This is a genomic window from Mycolicibacter senuensis (genome assembly GCF_003284925.1).
Taxonomy (GTDB): domain Bacteria; phylum Actinomycetota; class Actinomycetes; order Mycobacteriales; family Mycobacteriaceae; genus Mycobacterium; species Mycobacterium algericum_A.
Window position 1 is genome coordinate 1 of record NZ_QMEX01000082.1, and the last position, 17,209, is coordinate 17,209.

19 protein-coding genes and 1 pseudogene are annotated in these 17,209 nt (G+C 67.7%); 11 read left to right on the forward strand and 9 right to left on the reverse strand.

Translation table 11 applies throughout. From position 1 onward, the window contains the following. A pseudogene (locus DQP56_RS16545) lies at positions 1-433 on the reverse strand (hypothetical protein); the annotation flags it as partial. A gap of 10 nt (positions 434-443) precedes the next feature. After that, positions 444-1,364, reverse strand: a complete 921-nt coding sequence (locus DQP56_RS16550) for a DMT family transporter (protein WP_112687223.1) — start codon at positions 1,362-1,364, stop codon at positions 444-446. A gap of 182 nt (positions 1,365-1,546) precedes the next feature. Here DQP56_RS16550 and DQP56_RS16555 point away from each other — a divergent pair, with 182 nt between their 5' ends. From DQP56_RS16555 to DQP56_RS16565, 3 genes are all read left to right on the forward strand, one after another. Further along, positions 1,547-2,878 (forward strand): DUF349 domain-containing protein, encoded by a 1,332-nt coding sequence (locus DQP56_RS16555; RefSeq protein ID WP_112687225.1) that lies wholly within the window; start codon positions 1,547-1,549, stop codon positions 2,876-2,878. Between the two features lie 73 nt (positions 2,879-2,951). Next, positions 2,952-3,410: an SRPBCC family protein gene (locus DQP56_RS16560; RefSeq protein ID WP_112687227.1), complete on the forward strand. Its 459-nt coding sequence runs from the start codon at positions 2,952-2,954 to the stop codon at positions 3,408-3,410. Further along, on the forward strand, positions 3,383-4,108 hold the full coding sequence (locus tag DQP56_RS16565; protein WP_112687229.1) for a phosphodiesterase: 726 nt from the start codon (positions 3,383-3,385) through the stop codon (positions 4,106-4,108). The genes DQP56_RS16560 and DQP56_RS16565 overlap by 28 nt, the downstream gene beginning before the upstream one ends. Here the strand turns inward: DQP56_RS16565 and DQP56_RS16570 are convergent. Beyond that, positions 4,074-4,670: an Rv2732c family membrane protein gene (locus DQP56_RS16570; protein WP_112687231.1), complete on the reverse strand. Its 597-nt coding sequence runs from the start codon at positions 4,668-4,670 to the stop codon at positions 4,074-4,076. The genes DQP56_RS16565 and DQP56_RS16570 overlap by 35 nt on opposite strands. Continuing rightward, complete coding sequence (gene miaB / locus DQP56_RS16575) at positions 4,667-6,133, reverse strand: tRNA (N6-isopentenyl adenosine(37)-C2)-methylthiotransferase MiaB (RefSeq protein WP_286167775.1); 1,467 nt, start codon at positions 6,131-6,133, stop codon at positions 4,667-4,669. The genes DQP56_RS16570 and miaB overlap by 4 nt, the downstream gene beginning before the upstream one ends. Before the next feature lie 128 nt (positions 6,134-6,261). Between miaB and DQP56_RS16580 the strand changes: the two genes are divergently transcribed. From DQP56_RS16580 to DQP56_RS16610, 7 genes are all read left to right on the forward strand, one after another. Beyond that, positions 6,262-6,990 carry an amino acid ABC transporter ATP-binding protein gene (locus DQP56_RS16580; RefSeq protein WP_165825046.1) on the forward strand — a complete coding sequence of 243 codons (729 nt, stop codon included), beginning with the start codon at positions 6,262-6,264 and terminating at the stop codon, positions 6,988-6,990. Next, positions 6,990-7,811, forward strand: a complete 822-nt coding sequence (locus DQP56_RS16585; protein ID WP_165825044.1) for a glutamate ABC transporter substrate-binding protein — start codon at positions 6,990-6,992, stop codon at positions 7,809-7,811. Before DQP56_RS16580 ends, DQP56_RS16585 begins: the two co-directional genes overlap by 1 nt. Beyond that, on the forward strand, positions 7,808-8,485 hold the full coding sequence (locus tag DQP56_RS16590; RefSeq protein ID WP_112687235.1) for an ABC transporter permease subunit: 678 nt from the start codon (positions 7,808-7,810) through the stop codon (positions 8,483-8,485). The genes DQP56_RS16585 and DQP56_RS16590 overlap by 4 nt, the downstream gene beginning before the upstream one ends. After that, positions 8,482-9,366: an amino acid ABC transporter permease gene (locus DQP56_RS16595; protein WP_112687237.1), complete on the forward strand. Its 885-nt coding sequence runs from the start codon at positions 8,482-8,484 to the stop codon at positions 9,364-9,366. Before DQP56_RS16590 ends, DQP56_RS16595 begins: the two co-directional genes overlap by 4 nt. A 62-nt stretch (positions 9,367-9,428) precedes the next feature. Next, positions 9,429-9,656: an Rv1893 family protein gene (locus DQP56_RS16600; RefSeq protein ID WP_112687239.1), complete on the forward strand. Its 228-nt coding sequence runs from the start codon at positions 9,429-9,431 to the stop codon at positions 9,654-9,656. A 113-nt stretch (positions 9,657-9,769) separates the two neighbouring features. Next, positions 9,770-10,474, forward strand: coding sequence for a PDDEXK family nuclease (locus DQP56_RS16605; RefSeq protein ID WP_133258947.1), 705 nt, complete (start codon positions 9,770-9,772; stop codon positions 10,472-10,474). A gap of 204 nt (positions 10,475-10,678) precedes the next feature. After that, positions 10,679-11,914, forward strand: a complete 1,236-nt coding sequence (locus tag DQP56_RS16610) for an ATP-binding protein (protein ID WP_165825045.1) — start codon at positions 10,679-10,681, stop codon at positions 11,912-11,914. 1 nt (position 11,915) lies between these two features. Here the strand turns inward: DQP56_RS16610 and recX are convergent, their stop codons facing one another. The 3 genes from recX to DQP56_RS16625 all read right to left on the reverse strand — a co-directional run bounded on the left by recX (position 11,916) and on the right by DQP56_RS16625 (position 15,950). Further along, positions 11,916-12,455, reverse strand: coding sequence for a recombination regulator RecX (gene recX, locus DQP56_RS16615; protein ID WP_112687245.1), 540 nt, complete (start codon positions 12,453-12,455; stop codon positions 11,916-11,918). Beyond that, positions 12,421-14,565: an intein-containing recombinase RecA gene (gene recA, locus DQP56_RS16620; protein ID WP_112687247.1), complete on the reverse strand. Its 2,145-nt coding sequence runs from the start codon at positions 14,563-14,565 to the stop codon at positions 12,421-12,423. The genes recX and recA overlap by 35 nt, the downstream gene beginning before the upstream one ends. 164 nt (positions 14,566-14,729) lie before the next feature. Then, complete coding sequence (locus DQP56_RS16625; protein ID WP_112687249.1) at positions 14,730-15,950, reverse strand: oxygenase MpaB family protein; 1,221 nt, start codon at positions 15,948-15,950, stop codon at positions 14,730-14,732. Positions 15,951-16,023: 73 nt separating this feature from the next. Between DQP56_RS16625 and DQP56_RS16630 the strand changes: the two genes are divergently transcribed. Further along, the gene (locus DQP56_RS16630) at positions 16,024-16,674 is read left to right on the forward strand and encodes a TetR/AcrR family transcriptional regulator (protein ID WP_112687251.1); all 651 of its coding nucleotides are present in this window, start codon (positions 16,024-16,026) and stop codon (positions 16,672-16,674) included. On the opposite strand, the gene DQP56_RS16635 is transcribed toward DQP56_RS16630, so the two are convergent. Together DQP56_RS16635 and DQP56_RS16640 are read right to left on the reverse strand one after the other, a co-directional pair. Then, entirely contained in the window at positions 16,665-16,859 is a 195-nt protein-coding gene (locus tag DQP56_RS16635; protein ID WP_112687253.1) for a DUF3046 domain-containing protein, read from the reverse strand. The two genes, DQP56_RS16630 and DQP56_RS16635, sit on opposite strands and share 10 nt — an antisense overlap. 14 nt (positions 16,860-16,873) lie before the next feature. After that, positions 16,874-17,209 (reverse strand): glycosyltransferase (locus DQP56_RS16640; protein WP_286167776.1); only part of this gene is annotated, 336 nt, incomplete at its 5' end.

Sequence of the window (17,209 nt, forward strand, 5' to 3'; positions counted from 1 at the left end):
TCAAGGTGTTGGCCCCGTCGGCCAGCACCAGCACCCCGATCGGCTCGCCCGACTGCTCGATCTCGGCGCGCAGCCGCCTCCCGGCGGCCAACGCCGCATCCGGATCGGTGTAGGCGTGCACCGCCACCTGACCGTCCGAGCGCAGCTGGGCGCTGATCCACCCGGCGACCAGGGCGCACAGCGGCAGGTCGGCCGACCGGGTGGCACCGGGCGACAGCCCAACGGTGACCTCGGCCCCGTATCCGGCGAAACTGCCGGCGCTGTCGGGTCCCCATGTCCCCTCGGCACCGGCCCCCAGAGCCACCCAGCGTGGCGGCAGGGCCTGGGCGGCCGCCAGCGCCGCGGCCCGCAGATCGGCGGCCTCAGGCGCGCTACCGGCCAGTTCGGGCACCAGAACCGGCGCCGACGGGATGATCGCTAGTCCGCCCAGCACGAAACCCAAGTTAGCTGCTCGTCGGCGACGCCACCGGTTCGGCGACGTCGGTGCCGCCGGCGTCGGCGACGATCGTGGCCGCCTCACCGCGGGCCAGTGCCGCCGTCGCGATGACGATCAGCACCACCCCGATGATCACCGCGACGTCCTCGACCCCACCGGCCTGAATGTGCTCGTTGAGCAGCAGCACACCCAGCGCACTGGCTACCAGCGGCTTGGCCACGATCATCGTCGGCATCGACGCCGTCAAGGCGCCGGCCCGGAACGCCGATTGCTGGAAGATCATCCCGGCCAGCGTCGCGGCCAGCCACGGGATCAGTGCCGGCGCGCGCAGCACCGCGGCGAAACCGTCGGCCTTGAGGACCTCCACGAGCACTTTGGTCAGCAACGCGAATACCGCCAGCGAGGTCCCGGCCACCACCGCCAGCAGCACCGCCGCCGCCGGCCTTCCCTTGTATATCCGGGCGGTCAGCACGCAGCCCACCAGCACCGCGGCCAACACCACCGACACCGTGATCCAGGTGCGCGCCGGCGCGTGCTGCTTGCCCTCGGTCGGGTCGCCGACGATCACCACCACCGCCAGTGCCGCGGCCAACAGCACCGCCCACATCCACTCCCAGTTGGTGACCCGGCGGTGGGTCAACCAGGCGTACATCGGCAAGGCGAACAACAGCGCGGTCACCTGCAGACCGGTCACCAGGATCACCGAACCCACCGCCAACGCCAACGCCTGTAGTGCGTAATTGGCCACCGCCGCGGCTCCGCCGCCCCACCAGCGCGCGTCGCGCAGCGACAACCAGAACAGCTGTAGGTGCCCGACCTGCTGGTCGGTGATCTCCTGGGCGGACCGCTGACGGATCACGTCGCCGATCGCGGACGCCAGCGCGGCACACAGCGCGAGCAACGCCGCGATGAGATTTCCTGCCGACATGGCCCCTCCTCAACCGCGCAAGAATACCTGCCGAACGGCGATCCGCCCGGTCGCCGCCGAGTTGCCGGTACAGCGCGGCGGTTAACTGCTTGAATACTCCTGGATACTTCTAGGTAGATCGAAGGCGCCGCGGTGCGCGGCAGGTGCGCGGGTTGACCGCGAAGGGTTAGGTGACGACAGCGATGACCATTGACAGCGGTTCGTCCGCCCCCACCCCCCGCCCGGGCCCGCGACCTGGGCCCCGCCCCGGCCCCAGGCCCGGAACCCGGCCCGCCCCGGTCGTTGCCGGTCCTCCCAACGCCGACCCGCACCGCTTCGGGCGGGTCGACGACGACGGCACGGTGTGGCTGGTCACCGCGGCCGGCGAGCGACAGATCGGCTCCTGGCAGGCCGGTGACCCCGAGGCCGCGTTCGCGCACTTCGGCCGGCGATTCGATGATCTGAGCACCGAGGTCGCCCTGCTCGAGGAACGCCTGGCCTCCGGGAGCGGCGACGCGCGCAAGATCAAGGCATCCGCGGCGGCGCTGGCCGAGTCGTTGCCGACGGCGAATGTGCTCGGCGACATCGACGCGCTGGCGGCGCGGGTAACCGCGGTCGGCGAGCGTGCCGACGCCGTCGCCGCGGCCAATCGGGCGCAGCGTGACGAGCAGCGGGCCGCGGCGACCGCCCGCAAGGAGGCCCTTGCCGCCGAGGCCGAGGAACTGGCCGCGAACTCGACGCAGTGGAAGGCCGCCGGCGACCGGTTGCGGGCCATCCTCGAGGAGTGGCGCACGATCACCGGCCTGGACCGCAAGACCGATGACGCGCTGTGGAAGCGTTATGCCGCAGCGCGAGACGGCTTCAATCGGCGGCGCGGTTCGCACTTCGCCGAACTGGACCGCGGGCGGGCGGGGGCGCGCGAGGACAAGGAACGGTTGTGCAAGCGGGCCGAGGAGCTGGCCGGCTCCACCGACTGGGCCGCCACCAGTGCCGCATTCCGGGAGTTGCTGACCAGCTGGAAGGCGGCCGGGCGGACGACCAAGGACGCCGACGAGGCGCTGTGGCAGCGGTTCAAGGCCGCCCAGGACACCTTCTTCAGCGCTCGCAACGCCGCCAACGCCGAACGCGACGCCGAACTGCTGGCCAATGCCACGGCGAAGGAGGCGCTGCTGGCCGACGCCGAGCGGATCGACCCGGCCAATCAGCATGCGGCGCGCAGCGCGCTGCGCTCGATCGTGAACAAGTGGGACGAGATCGGCAAGGTCCCCCGCGAGCGCTCCGCCGACCTGGAGCGGCGGCTGCGTGCCGTGGAGAAGAAGATCCGCGACGCCGGCACGGCCGCCGACGCCGCCGGTGTGGATCCCGAAGCCCAGGCGCGCGCCGCCCAGTTCCGTACCCGCGCTGAGCAATTCGAGCGCCAGGCGCAGAAGGCGCAGGCGGCCGGCCGCGACAAAGAGGCCGCCGAGGCCAACGCCAGCGCTGAACAGTGGCGGCAATGGGCCCAGGCCGCCGAGCAGGCACTCAACCGGCGCTGACCCACCGATGTTTGGCGGCCGGGCAGGCCGGGTTAACCCCTTGGTGACAACGACCATCTCACCTGGGGGAAGTATGGCCAGCAATATCACCGCAGCTCTCGACGTCAAGCGGCCGATCCGGACGGTCTACAACCAGTGGACCCAGTTCGAATCGTTCCCGCAGTTCATGGCGGGCGTCGAGCGCGTCGAGCAGCGCGACGACACCCACCTGCACTGGACGATCAAGGTCGGGCCCGCGACCCGGGAGTTCGACGCCACCATCACCGAGCAGCACCCCGAGGAACGGGTGGCCTGGCGATCGGACACCGGTCCCCGGCACGGCGGCGTGGTGACCTTCCACAAAATCGATGAGGGCACCACCCGGGTGACCACCCAGATGGACATCGACCCGGACGGCGTCATGGAGAACGTCGCCGACAAACTCAACATCCTCGACCACCGGGTCCACTCGGATCTCAAGCGGTTCAAGGACTTCATCGAGAACCAACCCGCGGAGACCGGCGCATGGCGCGGGGACGTACCGCGGCGCTGACGGCCCCCGCCGCGCGGGTGTTCCGCTGGGGGGCCGCCGCGCGGCACCGTCGGTTATTCCATCCGTCCGGCGTACTGGCAACCGGCTTCCTGGACCGGGTCGCACCGGCCGACGAGGGTCTGCCGGTGGGGTCGTCGCCCGTCGTTGCGCGTGTCTCCAAGGGTGCGGGCACTCCGGGCGCGGCACCCGACGCCGTCGGATTGGCCCTGCGGGTGCCCCTCTCCCAGCACGAGCCGGACTGCTGGGACATCCTGCTGGTGTCGGCGGGTTCGGGGATGTTCGGCCGCGCACTGGGGCTGCGTCCGGTGCTGTCATGGGCGGGCCTGACCATGACCACGCTCATGCCGCTGGGCTATCGGGAAGACACCTGGTGGCTCCGCGCCCGGTTGGTCACGCCGGTGCACGGCTACGGATTGGCGCTGGGCAGCATGCGGCGCGAGATCGAGCGGGGCCGGGTCTGCTTCGAACTCGACCAGGCCCGCGGCACGGGGGACTTTCATCCGTTGGCCGATCTGGTGCTCACCGGCCTCGATCAGCGCCACGACGTGTCATTCGACCCGATCGTGAACACCGCGCCGGGGGTGGTTTTGCGTCCCCGGTGGCTGGCGGAGTTGCGCGGCCAGGCCTATCGGGGAAGCCGCGAGGGCAGGGGTGCGCCGCCGGTCACTCGCCGGGCGGCCGGTCGTCCGGACGCTTGATGTCGTCCAGCAGTCCGCGGGGCTGGCGCTGCGCGGTGCGCCGGCGGCGCTCTTCCTCGGCGGCCAGTTGGACCGCGGTGCGCGACCACACCAGTCGCGCCCAGTGAAACGTCAGCACGATCACCGTGATCCAGCACAGGATCAGTCCGAAGCCGGGCCCCGGATGGCCTTGCATCACGGTCTGCCGCGACCATACGGCCAGCAGTCCGGCCACGCTGGCCACCGCCGAGCCCGCCAGCGCCACCCAGGCCACCGTCCAGCGCCGGGTCATCAGCGCCAGCATCGAGAATCCGACCCCGAACACCAGCGCCAGCCACATGAACAGCCGCGACGGCAACGTCACCAGCGCTTCGTCGGAACCGTTGGCCGCGAACAACACATCCCAGCCCCGCACGGTTCCGGTGTGCGGCAGCAGAAACGACGCCAGCAGCACGAAGACAGCGATCGAGACGACCACTCCCCTGCCGCCGGGATCGATTTCGCTGGCAACGCGCCGCTCCGCGGCCTCGATGTCGGCCCGATAGGCCTCGAAGTCGTCCGGGTTGCCGCCGTGACCGCTCATCGGGCCACCCCCGGCATCTTCGGCATGCCCAGCCCGACACCGGGTGGGGGGCCGGCCTGGCTGTCGCCCGCCCGGGTGCGGCGGTGACTGTGCAGCGGCCCGTCGGCCAGCAGGTGGTGCGGTGCGGCGCCGGTCACCGTCGTGGTCACCACGTCACCGGGACGCACATCGGCGCCGCCGGGCACGAAGTGCACCAACCGGCCGTCGCGGGCCCGACCGCTCATCCGCGCCGTCTGGGCGTCCTTGCGCCCCTCCCCGACCGCGACGAGCACCTCGACGCTGCGCCCGACCTGTGCCCGGTTCTCGGCCAATGAGATCTCCTCCTGGAGGTCCACCAAGCGGTCATAACGTTGTTGGACAACCTCTTTGGGCAGCTGGTCGGGTAGCTCCGCGGCCGGCGTTCCGGGACGCTTGGAGTATTGGAAGGTGAACGCGGCAGCGAATCGGGCGGCCCGTACCACCTCGAGGGTGTCGTCGAAATCCCGTTCGGTCTCGCCCGGGAACCCGACGATCAGGTCGGTGGTGATCGCCGCGTCCGGGATGGCGGCCCGGACCCGGTCGAGGATCCCCAGGTAGCGCTCGGCCCGGTAGGAGCGGCGCATCGCCCGCAGCACCACATCGGAGCCGGATTGCAGCGGCATGTGCAGCGTGGGACAGACGTTGTGGGTCTGCGCCATCGCCTCGATGACGTCGTCGGTGAACTCGGCCGGATGGGGAGAGGTGAACCGGACCCGCTCCAGCCCATCGATGTCCCCGCAGGCCCGCAGCAGCGATGCGAACGCCCCCCGGTCGCGCGGCAACTCCGGGTCGGCGAACGAGACGCCGTAGGCGTTGACGTTCTGGCCCAGCAGCGTCACCTCGAGAACGCCCTGGTCGGCAAGCGCCCGCACTTCGGCCAGGATGTCGTCGGGGCTACGGTCGACCTCGCGGCCCCGCAGCGACGGCACGATGCAGAACGTGCAGCTGTTGTTGCAGCCGACGGAGATGGAAACCCAAGCCGCGTAGGCCGATTCCCGCGCAGCCGGCAACGATGACGGGAACTCCCGCAGCGACTCGACGATCTCGACCTGCGCCTGGCGGTTGTGTCGGGCCCGTTCCAGCAGCACCGGCAGCGACCCCAGGTTGTGCGTGCCGAACACCACGTCCACCCACGGTGCCCGGCTCAGCACGCCGTCCTTGTCCTTCTGGGCCAGGCAGCCGCCGACGGCGATCTGCATGTCCGGGTTGCTGCGCTTGTTCGGCGCCAGGTGGCTCAGGTTGCCGTAGAGCTTGTTGTCGGCGTTCTCCCGCACCGCGCAGGTGTTGAAGACCACCAGGTCGGCGTCGGTGCCCGCGGCCGCGCGGCGGTAACCGGCCTGTTCCAGCATGCCGGCGATGCGTTCGGAGTCGTGAACATTCATCTGGCAGCCGTAGGTGCGCACCTCATAGGTGCGCAGCTGTTCGGAAATCACCGGCGAACTCACCCGGACTATGGTACGTCGGCCGGCATCGGCCGGATCGATCGGATTGACCCGCGGACGGGGATACAACCGCCGACACCGCATCGGTAGGGTCGGATGCCATGACCAGCGGCGGGCCGGATCCCGTGCCGATGATCGCCATCCGGGACGTCAACAAGTACTTCGGCGACCTGCACGTGCTCTGCGACATCAACCTCGACGTCGCCCGCGGCGAGGTGGTGGCGATCCTCGGTCCGTCGGGCTCGGGCAAGTCCACCCTGTGCCGCACCATCAACCGACTCGAGACCATCGACTCGGGCACCATCACCGTCGACGGCGAGCCGTTACCGGCCGAGGGTGCGTCACTGGCCCGATTGCGGGCGCAGGTCGGGATGGTGTTCCAGTCGTTCAACCTGTTTCCTCACAAGACCGTCCTCGACAACGTCACACTGGCACCGATGAAGGTTCACAAGACCCCGCGGGCGCAGGCGCAGCGGCGTGCGATGGCGCTGCTGGAACGGGTCGGGGTGGCCGATCAGGCCCGCAAACACCCCGCTCAATTGTCCGGCGGGCAGCAGCAGCGGGTGGCGATCGCCCGTTCGCTGGCGATGAACCCGAAGGTGATGCTGTTCGACGAGCCGACCAGTGCGCTCGACCCGGAGATGATCAACGAGGTGCTGGCGGTGATGAGTTCGCTGGCCGACGACGGGATGACCATGGTGGTGGTGACCCACGAGATGGGCTTCGCTCGCCGCGCCGCCGACCGGGTGGTCTTCATGGCCGACGGGACGATCATCGAAGACACCCCGCCGGCGGAGTTCTTCGGCGAGCCGAAGTCCGCGCGCGCCAAAGACTTTCTCGCCCGGGTCCTCGACCACTGATGCTGGTCAGGCGGCTGGCGCACCGGCTGGCACGGCTTTGTGCCGTGACGGCGGCGGGGGCCGCCCTAGCGGTGCTCGCCGCGGCGTGCACCGCCCACGACAGCGACAAGATCACTATCGGGGTCAAGTTCGACCAGCCCGGGTTGAGTGTCAAAAGACCTGACGGCACACTCAGCGGGTTCGACGTCGACGTGGCCCGCTACGTCGCCGGGCGGCTGGGCTACCCGGCTGAGCGCATCGCCTGGCTCGAAGCGCCGTCCGGCCAACGCGAGACGCTGCTGCGCAACGGTCAGGTGGACTATGTGGTGGCCACCTATTCGATCACCGATTCGCGACTGGAGAAGGTCGATTTCGCCGGGCCCTACCTGGTGGCCGGGCAGTCACTGTTGGTACGGGCCGACAACACCGACATCACCGGCACGGCGTCGCTGCAACACCACAAGAAGTTGTGTTCGGTGTCGGGATCCACTCCTGCCCAACGCATCAAGGACCGCTACCCGGGGGTGCAGTTGCAGCGCTACGACACCTACTCGGCATGCGTGGAAGCCCTGCGAAACGGCGCCATCGACGCCGTGACCACCGATGACGTGATCCTGGCCGGCTATGCCGCCCAGAGCCCCGGTGCCTTCAAGCTGGTCGGCGAACGATTTTCGCGGGAGGAGTACGGGATCGGCGTGCGCAAGGGCAACGACGGCCTGCGGCACCGGATCAATGACGCCATCGAGCAGATGGAGCGCGACGGCTCGTGGCGGGCAGCGTTCATCGACAACTTCGGCGCGGCCGGCTTCGCGGTGCCCGACCCCCCGCCGGTCGCGCGATGATGTTCGCCGAGTACCGGGGACAGATCGTCGAGGCGTTCACCGTCACGGTCGAGTTGGCGGTGCTGTCGGGCGCCTTGGCGCTGCTGCTGGGCACCGGGTTGGCGGCGATGCGGCTGGCTCCGGTTCCGGCGCTGCGGTGGCTGGGCGCGGCGTACGTTCATCTGCTGCGCAACACCCCGCTGACCCTGTTGTTGCTGCTGTGCTCGTTCGGCCTGGCCCAGACGCTGGGGGTGACGCTGACCGATCCGCATTCGCCGACGTCGGTCGACGACAGCAATTTCCGGCTGGCGGTGCTCGGATTGGGCGTGTACACGGCGTCGTTCGTGTGTGAGGCGTTGCGTTCCGGCGTCAACACGGTGGGGATCGGCCAGGCCGAGGCTGCCCGGTCACTGGGTCTGAGCTTCAGCCAGAATCTGCGGATCATTTTGTTACCCCAGGCTTTTCGGGCGGTGATCATCCCGCTGGGCTCGGTGCTGATCGCGTTGACGAAGAACACCACGCTGGCGTCGGCGATCGGGGTCGCCGAGGCGGCGCTGCTGATGAAGTCGATGACCGAGAACACCGCGGCGCTGATGGCGGTGGGGGGCATCTTCGCGGCCGGTTTCATGGTGCTCACCCTGCCGCTGGGACTGCTGTTCGGGTATCTGGGCCGGCGCTGGGCGGTGTCGCAATGAGGTCGGCGGCACGCGCGACCGTGCTGTTCGATGCGCCCGGGCCGCGGGCGCGTCTCCGTCACCACGCCATATCGGTGGTGACCGTGCTGATCGTGGCGTTGCTGGGCTGGCTGGTGTATTCGCGGTTGTCGGCCAAGGGCCAGCTGGCCGCGGAGAAGTGGACCCCGTTCTTAACCGCCGACCTGTGGCGGACCTACGTGCTGCCCGGGGTGGCGGGCACCCTGACCGCGGCGGCCTGGGCCATCGGGCTGGCCCTGCTGCTCGGTGTGAGCCTCGGCGTCGGCCGGCTGTCGGGCATCCGGCCGGTCCGCTGGTGTTGCGCGGTGCTGGTGGAGTTCTTCCGGGCGATTCCGGTGCTGATCATGATGATCTTCGCCTACTTCGTCTACGGCGTGCTCAACGCGTTTCCGCCACAGCAGCTCGCGTTGGCCGGGGTGGTGACCGGCCTGACGCTGTACAACGGTGCCGTCATCGCCGAGATCGTTCGCGCCGGTGTGCACGCCCTGCCCCGCGGGCAGTCCGAGGCTGCCGCCGCCCTGGGGCTGAGCTGGGGCGGCTCGATGCGACTGGTGCTACTGCCGCAGGCCGTCACCGCCATGCTGCCGGTGCTGGTCTCACAACTGGTGGTGGCGCTGAAGGACACCGCGATCGGCTACCAGATCACCTTCGTGGAGATGGTGCGCCAGGGAACGGTGGTCGGGTCCCAGTACAGCAATTACCTGCCCGCCCTGCTGGTGATCGCGGCGCTGATGATCAGCGGAAACCTGGTGTTATCGGCGGGTGCCACCGCGCTCGAGCGCCGGCTGCGCCGCTCCCGTCGCACCCCGTTGGAGGCGGCCCCGATCGAACCGGAGGGCACGCCGGGAGCCCAGGTCGTATAGGTCTGCACGGGCCCGGCCCGGCGTCTAGAGTCGGAGCCACCAGCCAGCGACAGGAGACCCCCATGGCCATCACTCCCAAGGACGCGTTCAACGCTGCCCGCGATATCGCCGCCCACGCCGTGGAGAAGGCTTCCGACATCGTCGAGGACGCCGGCGACATCATCCGCGGCGACGTCTCCGGCGGCGTCAACGCGATCGTCCAGGACTCCATGGAGATCGCCACGCACGCCGTCGAGCGGACCAAGGAAGTCTTCATCGCCAAGGACGAGGAAGACGCCGAAGAGGTTTAAACCTCAGACCCGGCGGCGTTCCCGATGTGCCGACGCCGGGCGTCGAATCTTCCGCGCCGCCGTGCGCGATCGTGGTTCCATTCCTTTTGAGATCTCTCGAAAGGATTGGCGTCATGGCAGTGCCGCAGGCGGATCGTCTTGCCCGAGTAGTCGAAAAGTGCCGTTCGGACGTCGACCGAGGGCCTACTACGTCATCGCTGTCGCAGGCACCTGATCGGCTGTTGGGCACACTTGCCCGGCTAGCCGGATACCAACGGGTGACCTCGAAGTTCTGCGAAGACCTCGAGGAGGGTCTACGCGCCGCTGGGATCAAAACATTTCCTGACCTGCGTGACCCTACGAACACCCGCCGAACCCGCGTCTACCTGTTCAACACCGATGAATTCCCCTCTAACATCCAGCAATCGCGCGTACTTTTCGACGCAGAAGCAACCCTCGCCAATTTCCTGGAAAAGAATTTCGCATCACTGCCGGAGATCAAGAAAATGAACCTCCGCCTCATTGGACGGGAAAAACCCATCGGGCCCCGGTGCAGGATCGATCTCCTAGCCGCAGACAAAAAGACCGGCGCGTTGGTCGGTATCGAGCTAAAGGCCGGTGAGCCACGCAGAGACGTCGTCTCCGAAGCCGCAAGCTACATGTCGGCCCTGAAAAAGAAGTCGATCGCAGAAGATCTGCCGACTCCTAGACTTCTGATCGTGTCTGGCCAGCCGGATCCGGAGTTCCAAAAACAAATTCAGACCCTTTCGAACAAAGAAGGCGTACCGACGCAGTGGTTGACCTACGCCGTGTCGATGTCGCTGAAAGAAATCAAATAGCTTAGCCAAAACATGCAGGAAGCCGGATCAAGTAGTCCATAAGCGGTGCTGCGCCAGCGTCTCGTACCGTTTCGTCAGTGCGATTCTGTCGGTGCCTCCCGATAAAATGGCGTGGTGCAGATATCACAATCGAACTGGCCGGTCTGCGGCAAATGTTGCGAAGTAGCACTGTTCTCGTGGATGGGCGGTACGCACCATTGTCTGGTGGCCCGACCGGAAGAGGAATTGGACGCTTCTCGGCTGACCATTGAAGGCGGCCAACCATACAACAGTGAAGTTTTCGAATGGTTCCACAACAATACGGACAAATTCGTCTACCCGGACGAACGCGGGCTGCACTATCTCCTTTGGCGGCTGATCGACAATGCCGTCGACGAAGCGAAAGGCGGCTACGCCACCGCCGTGACGGTGCGGATCCTCGACGATCGTGGCGTGGAGGTCAGCGACAACGGTCACGGCATCGCAGCCGGCCAACCAGACCCCTTCTTGTCGACCGCCCACAAGATTGTCGCGGCGTTGCCGCGCGAAGGGGACGACACGTCGGACGCGAGATTCGGGCGTTTCGGCGGAACCCGGGCCGCGGGCAGCTGGATCGTGAATGCCCTGTCCACCCGGATGACCATCGAAAGCACCCACGCCGACGAGCACTGGATACAGCGGTACACCAATAGCAGGCCGTCCGGGTTTGAAGTGCCCGAAGCGGCTGCGGCGGCGGGAACCACGGTGCGGTTCTGGGCCAGTCGGGAAGTGTTCAGCGAGGCGGTCTTTGATTTCGAAGTGGTGGCACGGCACGTGCATCAACTGGCACTGCTGAACAACGGCGCGACCTTCGAGGTGGTCGACGAGCGTGTGGCACCCGAACCGCGGTCGAGAAGCTTCTGCTTCACTGACGGCTTGGTGGGCTACGTCCAGCGGAGAATTGTTCGCTACCGAACTCCGCTCCACGACGGCGTGATCCACTTCGTCGGTTGCCGCCTGGCAGGTGATATCGAGATCGCCATGCAATGGCTCCACAGCCACACCGAGCAGATCCATACCTTCGTTGACAACATCGACACCAGCGGCGACCTCGGCAGCCATGAAAGAGGCTTCCGTACCGGGGTCACCAAGGTCGTCAACAACTACGTCAGAGCGCGTAAGCTGCTGCGCGACACCGAGCCCAACCTCGACGATAATGATGTCTGCGCGGGTCTGGCGGCTGTCGTGACCGTCAGGGCCACCGAGACTCCGGTATTCGAGGACAGCACCCGAACCCAGCTGATCGACCCGCACCTCGAGCTGGCCGTGCAGCGGCTGTGCGAGCACCGGCTGGGCCGCTGGTTCGACGACAATCCCGCCGCAGCAGACGTGATTGCGCGCAACGCGGTCGCGGTCGCGGATGCAAGTCGGATGCCACGCCGAAGTCACTGCTACGAACAGCCGGCATACCGGCTCGGTTAACTCACACCCGGCGGCGTTCCCGTTCGGCCGCGAGTTCGGCGCTGACCACGTCGTAGGCCATCGACGGACTGTAGCCACGCCGGGCCAACATCGCCACCAGCCGGCGGGTGATCCGTAAATCGTCCTCGCCGAGGGTTTCCCGGCGCAATCTGCCCTGTACCAGCTGCTCGGCCCGGTCCCGCTCGGCACCGGCGTCGACGCCGGCCAACGCTTCGGCGATCACGTCCTCGTCGACGCCTTTGGTGCGCAACTCGGCGGCGATCACTTTGCGGCCCTTGCCCGCGCGTTCGCGCCGCGACCGCACCCACTGCTGGGCGAAATCAGCGTCGTCGATCAACCCGGCGGTGGCCAGCCGGTCCAGCACCCGATCACTGACGTCGTCGGGGTAACCGCGCTTGGTCAGCTGGCCGGCAAGCTCGGCACGGGTGCGGGCCCGCGCGGTGAGCAGGCGAAGACACAGTGACTTCGCCTGCTCCTCACGCTTGGCCGGATCGGCCTCGGCGGGCTCAGAAGTCGACGGGAGCGGGCAGGGCTTCGCCATCGGTCAACTCATCGGTCAGCACGGCGCCGATACCGAGCTTCTCCTTGATCTTCTTCTCGATCTCGTTGGCCACGTCGACGTTCTCCAGCAGGTAGTTGCGGGCGTTCTCCTTGCCCTGCCCGAGCTGTTCGCCGTCGTAGGTGAACCAGGAGCCGGACTTGCGGATGAAGCCCTGGTCCACCCCCATGTCGATCAGGGAGCCCTCGCGGCTGATGCCCCGGCCGTACAGGATGTCGAACTCGGCCTGCTTGAACGGCGGGCTGACCTTGTTCTTGACCACTTTGACCCGAGTGCGGTTGCCGACCGCGTCGGTGCCGTCCTTGAGGGTCTCGATCCGCCGAACATCCAGGCGCACCGACGCGTAGAACTTCAAAGCCTTTCCGCCCGTGGTGGTTTCGGGCGAGTTGTGCACCATCACCCCGTCGACGAAGTAGTTGTGGTTGCCCTCCACCTCGATGTCGAAGCGGTGCATTGAGCGAGTGCGCGGTTTGACGTGCACATCCAGTACCCGGGACGGCACCAGCCGCTGGGTGGGCTCGACGAATTGCGGTGTCACGGTGCCTTGACCCCGGAATCGCGGCAGCAGCTTGTATTCCATCGACGGAGCCATGTACGGCGCCACCAACTCCTGGAATTTCGCGGATGACGCGGTTGAAAACTGCAGCACCGCCCTGCCGGTCTTTCCTGGATAGCGCAACTTCACGTCCAGCCCATAGGCATCCCGCAGGTAGCCACAAACCCGCTCCCTCGTCCCTTCTGTCATGGCCTCGACGCAGATTTCGATGCGCCCGCTGCCACCGGCAGTACGTTCCTGTAATCCCTTGGAGCGCAATGCAAATGAGCCATCATCCATATACCAGATGGCCAGCGCCAGCGGGGTGAGCGCCTTGAGGTAGTCCTCGGAGAGAAACTTCTTACCGTCCCCGAGGTACACCGCGCGCTGCAGTTCCCCCAGTTCGGGCAACGGGGTGAAGTCGACGAAAGTCGCGCCCTGCGCGTTCTCCCGCACTGAGTGGCCGATGTTGCCCATCAGCGCTGTCTTCCACTGCAGGTACTCCACTTGTTTTGCGCCGTGCCCAAGCCGGAACCGCACGCCATTGCGGTCACGCCGATTAGGCGAGAGGTTCCCGTCGCCCATCAGCGAACCGAGGACCACCTGGAATTGCTGGTCGCTGAGCAGGTGTTGCTCTGCGGTGAGAACCCGGTCGCCGGCGATGATTTCACCGGCTTCAGTCCAGCCTCCCGGCGTGCGAATGAGGTGGTTGGGCGTCGCGGCGAACTGCGATTTGCCGTTCCCGCCGGACTTCTCGACGGTGAATTGCAGGAACTTCTCGGCAGGCCCGTTGTCGAACCAGTTGACCACCTTGCGCGGCACCAACTGATCGGTGTCGACGTCGTAGGACAGCACTTCGACGTCCATCTTGTTGTTGACGATCTTGCCGATCTTCTCGGTGGTTCCGTCGGCGAGGGTCACTCGGGTGCTGTAGTTCATGCATCCGAACATCACACCGATCTTCTCCCGCAGCTGGTTGATGAAGATCGCGGTGGTGCCCGAATTGTTCAACGCGCCGGTCATCTTCCGCAGCGCCTGGCTCATCAGCCGGGCCTGCAGGCCGACATGGCTGTCCCCCATCTCGCCCTCGATCTCGGCGCGTGGCACCAGCGCGGCCACCGAGTCGATGACCAGGATGTCCAGCGCACCGGAGCGGATCAGCGTGTCGGCGATCTCCAGTGCCTGCTCACCGGTGTCGGGCTGGGACACCAGCAGCGAGTCGGTGTCCACACCGAGCTTCTTGGCGTAGTCGGGGTCCAGCGCGTGCTCGGCGTCGATGAACGCCGCGATCCCGCCGGCGGCCTGGGCGTTGGCGACCGCGTGCAGCGCCACGGTGGTCTTACCCGAGGATTCCGGGCCGTAGATCTCGACGACCCGGCCCCGGGGCAGACCGCCGATGCCCAGCGCCACGTCCAGGGCGATCGATCCGGTCGGGATGACCGAGATCGGCTGACGCACCTCGTCGCCGAGGCGCATCACCGAGCCTTTGCCGTAGTTCTTGTCGATCTGGGCCATCGCCAGTTCGAGTGCTTTTTCGCGGTCGGGGGCTTGCGCCATGATGCCTCTCCTGTGGTTCGGTGTTCGGTTGACCGGTGCTCGGTCGGTTGGCCGTGACGCTAGCGACGGGGTCCGACAAACCAGCGAACTGTCACCACAGTAGGCGAACGGATGTTCGAATCAAGTGCGACACGCGGCGCGGCGGCGTGTCGTATTTTCCGGGCCTAAGCCACCTGCATTACGTGCGCCGAGGCCCCGATGGCGGTGTCCTCGTCGCCCATCATGGTGCGCATGAATTCTTCCTGCTCGCGCCGTCCGCGGGCCGCCGCGCGGTCCTGCCCGCCGGGGAGCAGCAGCGCCGCGGCGCTGCGCAGCAGGTTCACCGGCATCCGCACCAGTGGGTACCACGGCAACACGAAGGCCGGCAGGCCCAGCTTGCGCATGGTGCGCGGCCCCAGAAAGCTGCCGGTCACCGACAGGTGTGCCGACCGCGCGATGCGGCGCCGCACGCCGGTCAGCGCGGAATAGTGCCATTCCAGCGGATCGTCGGCCATCGGCCCGGCCAGCTGCTTGGTCGACTCGTCGGGCTCGGAGAGCGCACCGAGGGTCTGATAGAGGATGCGGACGCCGTCCCGGAAGCTGGCCGGCAGCCAGTCCTCGCGGATGCCCATCAGCCAACCGACGTAGCGGGCCATATGCGCGATGTCCTCGAGCTCGCCCGGCGACAGCACGATTCCCAGCCCTATCCCGGCGGCGGCGGGCGCGATCAGCGCCCCCACCAGGGTGGCGGCCATGTCGGTCTGGTTGACCGGCAAGCCCCATTCGTCGCCACGCCAGTCCGGCAGCGCGGCCACGTGCCGGCGCACGTACTCGTGGATGAGCCGGACCCGGATGGTGGCCTGATACCCGGCACCGAGCGGCTCCAGTCCCCCTTCGCCGGTGACGTCCATCGCCCACTGCAGTGTCTCGGCGAACCGCTTGTTCGAGCCCTTCTCCAGCACGCCGGTGCGCAGCAGGGTCTTGTTGAACGAGGAGAACTGGTAGCCGCCGAGAAACGACACGTCGCGGGCGATGTAGGTGCCGTCGGCGCCGCCGCGCCGCAGCGCCCGCTGGCCCCGGCGCACCCGGTTCATGTCGACCCACTCCGGGATGGGTTCGAACTCGCCGAAGAACTCCCGCAGTGGCGCCGGTGCATCCGGCACGGCGGCCAGCCCGTGGCCGAGGACCCGATCGAAGATCGGCCGCGCCTCCTTGGTACTCGACATCCACTCGACCAGCCGCTGCATCGGCTCATCGCCGACGATCAGGTCCTCGCCGATCTGGCGCCACCGTGCCGGTGACGGCTTGGAGATCGCCATGGCGGCAGCCAGCATCCGGATGCTGGCCGGAATCGCACCGGGCGCTTCTGGATGACGGGCCGGGATGGCCACGACGGGCGAGTTCATCGGATAAGCCTCCAGCCCACAGCTTTGGATAACGCCTGTGTTCCAAATGTAGGCCGCAGGTAGGGTGATGTCAATGAAACGCCCGGGAGTGGTGCGCGACTACGGCGGCATCAGCGCGGTTGACCGCCGCGCCGAACGCCGGCGCAAACTGCTGTCCGCCGGTCGCCGGATCTGGGGTGAATCAGGACTCGGCGAGGTCACCGTCCGCGGTGTCTGCACGGCCGCGGGACTGATCCCGCGTTACTTCTACGAGCAGTTCGCCAACCGCGACGCACTGCTGTTCGCCGTCTCCGATGACGTCCGCGACCAACTGCTCGAGGCGATGGTCACCGCCGGCGTGGGTGACCCCGGGACGCTCAGCGACAAACTGCGCTCGGCGCTGACGGCCTTCCTCGAGCTGATCGCCGTCGACCCGTACATCCACCGCATCGCCACCTGCGACCTGTCCGCCGTCCCCGGACTCAGCGAGCACCGGGCGCGCATCCTCGACATGATCACCGACGCGGTCGTCGAGCAGGCCCCCGGTGTCATCGACGGCGAGCTGCCGGCGCCGGCCGACTTACGCCGCGGCGCCCTGTTCATCGTCGGCGGCGTCAACCAGATCATCGAAGCCTGGCTCGACGATCCCATCGAGACCCCGGCCGAGCTGGCCGCCACCTGCTCGGACCTCGCCGTCGCCCTGGTTCGCAGCATCATGGACGCGCCCGATCACTCTCACCACTGATCGCGCGGCACGTCGAAGTCCGCGCACAACGCGCGCCATACGTCGCGCGGTTCCACCCCGTCCTCGATGGCCTGGGCGGCGGTGCGCCCGCCTACCGCGGCCAGCACGTGATCGGCCAGCACGGTGGCCCCGTAGGCCGCACCGAAGCGGTGCGTGACCCGCTCGTGGAATTCGGTCAGCCGCACCCGTCCCAACCTACTCAGCCACCCGACAGTGCCTCGTGACACACCCGCACCGGGTCGGCCACCTCGGCGGCCCCGTCGGCGGCCCGTCGCGCGGCGGCGCGGTAGCTCGGCGACGCCAGCACCTCGCTCACCGCCTCGGTCAGCGCCGCCGGTGTCAGCGGACGGATCAGCCGTCCACTGCCTTGGCGCACAACGCGATTGGCGATCTCCCATTGGTCGCCTCCGCCGGGAACCACCACCAGCGGCAGCCCGGCCAGCAGGGACTTGGCCACCATGCCGTGTCCGCCGCCGCAGATGACCAGATCGGCGCGCGTCAGCAGTTCGTCCTGGCGTCCCAGGCCGGCGACGGC

Excerpts from the sequence above, each read along its gene's own strand:
- DQP56_RS16600 (WP_112687239.1), top strand. The coding sequence starts at position 9,429 with ATGGCCATCACTCCCAAGGACGCGTTCAACGCTGCCCGCGATATCGCC.
- DQP56_RS16590 (WP_112687235.1), top strand. The coding sequence starts at position 7,808 with ATGATGTTCGCCGAGTACCGGGGACAGATCGTCGAGGCGTTCACCGTC.
- DQP56_RS16565 (WP_112687229.1), top strand. The coding sequence starts at position 3,383 with ATGGCGCGGGGACGTACCGCGGCGCTGACGGCCCCCGCCGCGCGGGTG.
- DQP56_RS16605 (WP_133258947.1), top strand. The coding sequence starts at position 9,770 with ATGGCAGTGCCGCAGGCGGATCGTCTTGCCCGAGTAGTCGAAAAGTGC.
- DQP56_RS16550 (WP_112687223.1), bottom strand. The coding sequence starts at position 1,364 with ATGTCGGCAGGAAATCTCATCGCGGCGTTGCTCGCGCTGTGTGCCGCG.
- recX (WP_112687245.1), bottom strand. The coding sequence starts at position 12,455 with ATGGCGAAGCCCTGCCCGCTCCCGTCGACTTCTGAGCCCGCCGAGGCC.
- DQP56_RS16555 (WP_112687225.1), top strand. The coding sequence starts at position 1,547 with ATGACCATTGACAGCGGTTCGTCCGCCCCCACCCCCCGCCCGGGCCCG.
- DQP56_RS16580 (WP_165825046.1), top strand. The coding sequence starts at position 6,262 with ATGATCGCCATCCGGGACGTCAACAAGTACTTCGGCGACCTGCACGTG.
- DQP56_RS16625 (WP_112687249.1), bottom strand. The coding sequence starts at position 15,950 with ATGAACTCGCCCGTCGTGGCCATCCCGGCCCGTCATCCAGAAGCGCCC.
- DQP56_RS16585 (WP_165825044.1), top strand. The coding sequence starts at position 6,990 with ATGCTGGTCAGGCGGCTGGCGCACCGGCTGGCACGGCTTTGTGCCGTG.
- DQP56_RS16560 (WP_112687227.1), top strand. The coding sequence starts at position 2,952 with ATGGCCAGCAATATCACCGCAGCTCTCGACGTCAAGCGGCCGATCCGG.
- DQP56_RS16570 (WP_112687231.1), bottom strand. The coding sequence starts at position 4,670 with ATGAGCGGTCACGGCGGCAACCCGGACGACTTCGAGGCCTATCGGGCC.
- DQP56_RS16595 (WP_112687237.1), top strand. The coding sequence starts at position 8,482 with ATGAGGTCGGCGGCACGCGCGACCGTGCTGTTCGATGCGCCCGGGCCG.
- recA (WP_112687247.1), bottom strand. The coding sequence starts at position 14,565 with ATGGCGCAAGCCCCCGACCGCGAAAAAGCACTCGAACTGGCGATGGCC.
- DQP56_RS16630 (WP_112687251.1), top strand. The coding sequence starts at position 16,024 with ATGAAACGCCCGGGAGTGGTGCGCGACTACGGCGGCATCAGCGCGGTT.